Here is a 5,334-nt window from a genome sequence, read left to right as displayed (position 1 = left end):
CACGGGCAAGACCGTCGGAAGCCGGGTCGATGCCGACCATGACCGCCATTTCCAGGTGTTTTGCATTACGCAGAATCTTGATCATCAGGTCGGTGCCGATGTTGCCGGAACCGACGATGGCGACTTTCAGTTTTTTCATGATGTGTACCTCATACCCACGTAAGTCGCCGATCACTCGGCGCTACTCTCTACCTTGAAATCGACACCCACCTGACCGATGCCTTCAATCACGGCCTCGAAACGGTCGCCAGCACTGACAGGTACCATTGGGCCCAGTGCACCAGTAAGAATGATGTCGCCAGCCTTAAGCGGTTCACCCAGGCGCGCCATGGTGCGAGCCAGCCAAACCGCCGCATTGAGCGGATGACCCAGGCATTCGGCACCGCTGCCGCTGGATACTTCTTCACCGTTGCGGGTCATGCGCATGCTCGCCAGACGCAGGTCGAGGCCCTCCAGGCGACGAGCCGGGCCACCCAGTACGAAACAACCACTGGAGGCGTTGTCGGCGACGGTATCGACGAAGCGAATGTTCCAGCCCTGCACTCGGCTGCCGACAATTTCCAGCGCCGGAAGTACCCACCCAGTGGCCGCCAGTACATCGGCAAAGGTGGTGTCTACACGTGGCAGGTCATGCTCGAGGATCAAGGCAATTTCGGCCTCGATCTTCGGCTGCAATACGCTGTTCACCGGTACCACTTGGTTGTCGCCATAGCACATGTCGGCAAACAAGGTGCCAAAGTCCGGCTGATCCACGCCCAGCTGACGCTGAACCTTGGGGTTGGTCAGGCCGATCTTGCGGCCAACCACACGGCGCCCGCTGGCAACGGCATGGGCGACGTTGAGGCGCTGGATGGTGTAAGCGGCCTCGCCGTTGTCTTCACCAATCTGTTCACGCAGCGGCGCGATGGCTTCACCGCTCGCCTCGGCCTGGCGCAAGGCGCGGGCCATTTGTTCAAGAGACTCTTGGGTCACACTCATCACTCACCTCGGGGGTTGCACACGGCTCTCGCATAGACCTGCGCCCTGTCAGCAAGGCGCGGAAAATGATTGCGGCAGCGCGTTTAGTGGCTCAGGAAATCCAGCACCATGCGGTTGAACGTTTCGGCGTGCTCCCACTGCGCCCAATGGCCGCAGCGGTTGAACACGTGCAGTTGCGCACGGGGTAGGCCTGCCAGCAGGCGCAGGCCGGTGTCCATGGGCACGAAGCGATCTTCGCGGCCCCAGACGAGTAGTGTCTGGGCAGTGATTTCGTGCAGGCGGTGGCTGAAATCCGGGAATTGCTTGGGATTGAGGGCACTGCTCTTGACGAAGTTTTCTAGGTGATCGCGGCGCGCCAGAATGTTGTCCAGACGGGTCTGGAACAATTCGTCGGTCATGCTGCTGGCGTCGAAGACGAAGACGTTCATCATCTTCTTCAGATTTTCAATCGTCGGTTCGCGGTACAGCGCGCCGATCAGCTTGATACCTTCGGTGGGTTGCGGCACGAAGGCGCTGGGGCCGCCAGTGCCGCCACCCATCAGTACTAGTTTGCCGATGCGCTCAGGGTTTTCCAGGGCGAAGGCGACGGTGCTGTGGCCGCCCATCGAGTTGCCGAGGATATGGACACGCTCCAGACCGAGCACGTCGAGCAAGCCCTTCAGGGCGCGGGCGTTGAGATCCGAACGTGAGCCTGAACAGACAATCGGGTCGCTCTTGCTCCAGCCCGGGCAGTCCATCAGGATCACCCGGTAGCCGGCTTCAACCAGTGGTTCGATGTTGCGGTTGAAATTTGCCCAGCCGCTGGCGCCGGGTCCGGAACCGTGCAGCATGACTACGGTTTCGGCGCCTTGGCCGACGTCGTTGTAGTGCAGCTGCAGGTCAAGGTCGCCTTCTGTGATGCGTGCAAACTTGCTGGTGGATGCCACGGTCAGTACGGGAGTAGTTGCGGTCATCTCATGCTTCCTTTAATCCAGGTTATAGAGCACTGCTGCCAGGCTTTGGCCATGCGCAGAGAGCCGTTGTGTGCAGCCAAACCTCAGCTCGACGGCTGGGCGCTGAGCGCGCCAAATCCGGCGATCCACTCGGGTATCGGGCGGTAATAGCGGTCGCTGGCCTGATAGGGGCCAAACGCCGAGAGCGCGGCGAAAGCAGCTACCCACGTTTTCACTTCATGGGTGGATTTGCCGGCAAGCTCGGACAGCTCGGCGTTACCCACGCGATCCAACTCGGCGATGCGGCCTTCTGCCATAAGGTCGAGAAACCGCTGATCCCACTCGGGGTTGAGTGGGTGCAGGGAGTTCTGGTCCTCGATGAAGCGTTCGGCCGCCTGAATGACCCGCTGCTGGCGCGCTTCACGCTCGTCGGCCGGGAGGTTGCGACCGCTGCCCATCATCCGGTCCGCCATGCGCGCATCTACCCTGGCCAGCTCCGGTACCGGTGGCTGGTGAGACAAGCCGCCGGAGCCGAGAAACAGGACCCGTTTGTTCAGCGTTTTGGCAAAACGGCCGATGGCCTCGCCGAGCAAACGCGCACGCTGGAAGGTCGGCAGCGGGATGGCCACAGAGTTGATGAACACAGGGATCACCGGGCATCGATCAAGACCACCCAGCAGCAATTCAAGCGGTTGGGCAAAGCCGTGGTCGACCTGCATACAGTAAGAAACGGCGACATCGACGCCCGCCTCAAGTACCGCTGTAGCGCAGGCCTCGGCCAGCTCCTTGGGCACTGCGAGCGTACCGGCAGCGGTGCCAAAGTCGCCGATAGCCTGCGCAGCCATACCGATGCAGAACGACGGCATCACGTCATAGAAAAAGCCGTTGTAATGATCGGGCGCGAACAGAATGACCAACTCAGGATTGAATCTGTCTATCCGGGCACGGGCGTCATTGAACTGAGCATCGACCTCGGCCAGTACCGCAGGCGCCGGGTCGACAAAGCCAACCAGCGGGCTATGCGACATGCAATGCAGGTAGGCACTCATCTCAAGCCACCTTGTTCGCGGCGGACATTTCGAGCATTTGAGGCTTGGCCGACAGTGCTTTGGCCAGCGAGTCACACACACTGCCCAGCGTTTGCGGGATAGCCAGGCCAGCCAGGAAGCGATCCGGGCGTACTACGGCGATAGATGCAGGGTAACGGCCGAACCATTCCTTGAGACGTCCGCTGCTGTCGCCGATGCGGATCACCCCTTCGCTGACTTCGCGCTTGGCTTGCAACTGGACGCTTGGCAGTACCTGAATGAAACGCGTACCCAGATTGCGCCAGAACATGACCTGCGCAGGACTCAGACCCCACGTAGGATCGCTGCCCCAGGCGATGATGGCGAAGTTGCTGCCAATGACATCGTCCAGCAGCACTTCTTCACCGGCATCGGTCAGCACTTTTGGCTGAATGAACATACGTCCGACCGGCGAGTTCTTCACGTCAGGGCCCGCGGCCACCAGTACGCCAACGGAGTATTGCAGCATCGGTTTGAAACGCATTTCCAGGAAGTAGCGTTTGACCGGCGGCAGGTAGTTCAGCAACCAGGAAATACTATCGCGCAGCGTGCCCTGCCAACGCTTGGGCGGTGCGAGCACGTGACCGGCCAATACCGACAGGTCAATCATTGCTTTGACGTGGTCACGGCGCTCCTGCTCATAGGTGTCGAGCAGTGCTGGACTGGCCAGGCCTTTGACCACCAGAGCCATTTTCCAGGCCAGGTTGCAGGCGTCACGCATGCCGCTGTTGTAACCCTGACCCTGCCATACCGGCATGATGTGCGCGGCGTCTCCGGCCAGCACAACACGCTCGACGCGGAACTTGCCGGCCAGGCGCGCGTTGTGGGTGTATACCCGGCTACGGATCAGCTCAACCCGATCCGGGTCCGGCAGCACTTTAGCCAGCAGCCGGCGCATGTTTTCCGGTTTGCTCAGCTCGGCTTCGGTCTCGCCGGGCATGACCATGAACTCGAAACGACGCACCCCATGGGGTAATGCAGCGGAAACATAGGGGCGAACCGGGTCGCAACAGAGGTAGACATTCGGCGTGCCCAGCGGGTCGTTGGCGATGTCGACAACGATCCATTGGTTCGGCGCGGTCTTACCCTCGAAAGACACGCCCAGAGCGCGACGTATATAGCTGTTACCACCGTCACAGGCGATCAGGTAATCGGCGCGAACAGTTTCTTTGACGCCACCGGGCGCCTCCATCTGCAGGGTCACGCCGGTGGCGTCTTGACTGAAATCATTCACGTCGCGGGAGAACAGGGTGCGCACGTTGTCGAAGCGCTTGAGCCCGTCGAACAGCACGGCATCGACCTGCGGCTGAATAAACGCATTGCGCCGTGACCAGCCGAATTCATCGGTCATGGGCTGGATATCAGCGAAACAGCGACCCTTAGGCGTGAGGAACCGCATGGCGTGCCAAGGCGTGGTGTGTGGCAATACCTTGTCCACCAAGCCGAGGGCCTGGACGGTGCGCAGCGATTCGTCATCGATGCCGATTGCACGGGGGTAATCGATCAGTTGGTCGAGCTTTTCTATCACCAGCACATCGACGCCGACCTGGCCGAGGTAGTTGGCAATTGCCAACCCTACGGGGCCGGAACCGATCACAACAACCTGGGCAGAGTGGTCGGTTTGCGAGGTATTTTTAACAGGCTTGGAATCCGTTATTTTCATTGTTATCACCGCTTGAAACAGTGTTGTAACTCCCGATCTGGCCGTTTTCAGGCAAGCCGGGGCTAGCCCCCTAAATGCGCGAGGCAGGTGGGGAATCGTTTAGTTTTTTTAGAGAGTCTGGTTGACGGGACTAACTGCGCCAGAGGTTGTGGTGCAGTTCGGTCGGCATGCTTTCGAGCGCGATAGAGGTGTAGTCTTGGCTCATTGTTGAGCTCCCGATTTAAGGGTATTTGTAATTGTTGGGCCTAGTATAGGAACGCCGATTCTTGTCCTACAATCAAAAACAGCCCGCATGGGCACGTAGTGCACATCATCGATTTATATAGGTTTATTTTAAAATTATGGCGCCTGCATCCGACACTGAATATAAAACCGTGCGTGGCCTTACCCGGGGACTGCAGTTGCTAAACACGCTGAATCGCCTCGATGGTGGCGCCAGCATAGCCAGGCTGGCCGAGCTCACTGACCTGCATCGCACCACCGTCCGGCGTCTGCTCGAAACACTGCAAGACGAGGGGTACGTGCGCCGTAGCGAATCGGACGATAGCTATCGCCTTAGCCTGAAAGTGCGCGAGCTGAGCGAGGGTTTTCGCGACGAACAATGGGTCTCCGGGCTGGCCGCCCCGCTGCTCGCTGAACTCATGCAGGAAGTGGTTTGGCCAACTGACTTGTGCACCCTGGACGTGGACGCCAT

Annotated in this window: 5 protein-coding genes and 1 pseudogene; 1 reads left to right on the top strand and 5 read right to left on the bottom strand. The window is 59.7% G+C overall.

Annotated elements, in window-relative coordinates; genetic code table 11:
• The 5 genes and pseudogenes from M0974_RS21450 to M0974_RS21430 form a co-directional block, all read right to left on the bottom strand.
• Positions 1–139: pseudogene (locus M0974_RS21450) on the bottom strand (acetaldehyde dehydrogenase); the annotation flags it as partial.
• Positions 140–171: 32 nt separating this feature from the next.
• Positions 172–978: a 2-keto-4-pentenoate hydratase gene (gene mhpD, locus M0974_RS21445; protein WP_297841392.1), complete on the bottom strand. Its 807-nt coding sequence runs from the start codon at positions 976–978 to the stop codon at positions 172–174.
• Positions 979–1,061: 83 nt separating this feature from the next.
• Positions 1,062–1,931, bottom strand: a complete 870-nt coding sequence (locus M0974_RS21440; RefSeq protein WP_297841389.1) for an alpha/beta fold hydrolase — start codon at positions 1,929–1,931, stop codon at positions 1,062–1,064.
• Between the two features lie 83 nt (positions 1,932–2,014).
• On the bottom strand, positions 2,015–2,959 hold the full coding sequence (gene mhpB, locus M0974_RS21435) for a 3-carboxyethylcatechol 2,3-dioxygenase (RefSeq protein ID WP_297841387.1): 945 nt from the start codon (positions 2,957–2,959) through the stop codon (positions 2,015–2,017).
• 1 nt (position 2,960) lies between these two features.
• Positions 2,961–4,640 carry a bifunctional 3-(3-hydroxy-phenyl)propionate/3-hydroxycinnamic acid hydroxylase gene (locus M0974_RS21430; protein ID WP_297841385.1) on the bottom strand — a complete coding sequence of 560 codons (1,680 nt, stop codon included), beginning with the start codon at positions 4,638–4,640 and terminating at the stop codon, positions 2,961–2,963.
• 341 nt (positions 4,641–4,981) lie between these two features.
• Here M0974_RS21430 and M0974_RS21425 point away from each other — a divergent pair.
• Positions 4,982–5,334 (top strand): helix-turn-helix domain-containing protein (locus tag M0974_RS21425; RefSeq protein ID WP_297841383.1); only part of this gene is annotated, 353 nt, incomplete at its 3' end.

The organism is Pseudomonas sp. (assembly GCF_026224925.1).
Lineage (GTDB): Bacteria > Pseudomonadota > Gammaproteobacteria > Pseudomonadales > Pseudomonadaceae > Aquipseudomonas.
This window is presented reverse-complemented; position numbering and strand designations above follow the sequence as displayed.

What these genes read in the sequence shown, in the direction of transcription:
- mhpD (WP_297841392.1), bottom strand. Translation starts at nt 978, where the DNA reads ATGAGTGTGACCCAAGAGTCTCTTGAACAAATGGCCCGCGCCTTGCGC.
- M0974_RS21440 (WP_297841389.1), bottom strand. Translation starts at nt 1,931, where the DNA reads ATGACCGCAACTACTCCCGTACTGACCGTGGCATCCACCAGCAAGTTT.
- mhpB (WP_297841387.1), bottom strand. Translation starts at nt 2,959, where the DNA reads ATGAGTGCCTACCTGCATTGCATGTCGCATAGCCCGCTGGTTGGCTTT.
- M0974_RS21430 (WP_297841385.1), bottom strand. Translation starts at nt 4,640, where the DNA reads ATGAAAATAACGGATTCCAAGCCTGTTAAAAATACCTCGCAAACCGAC.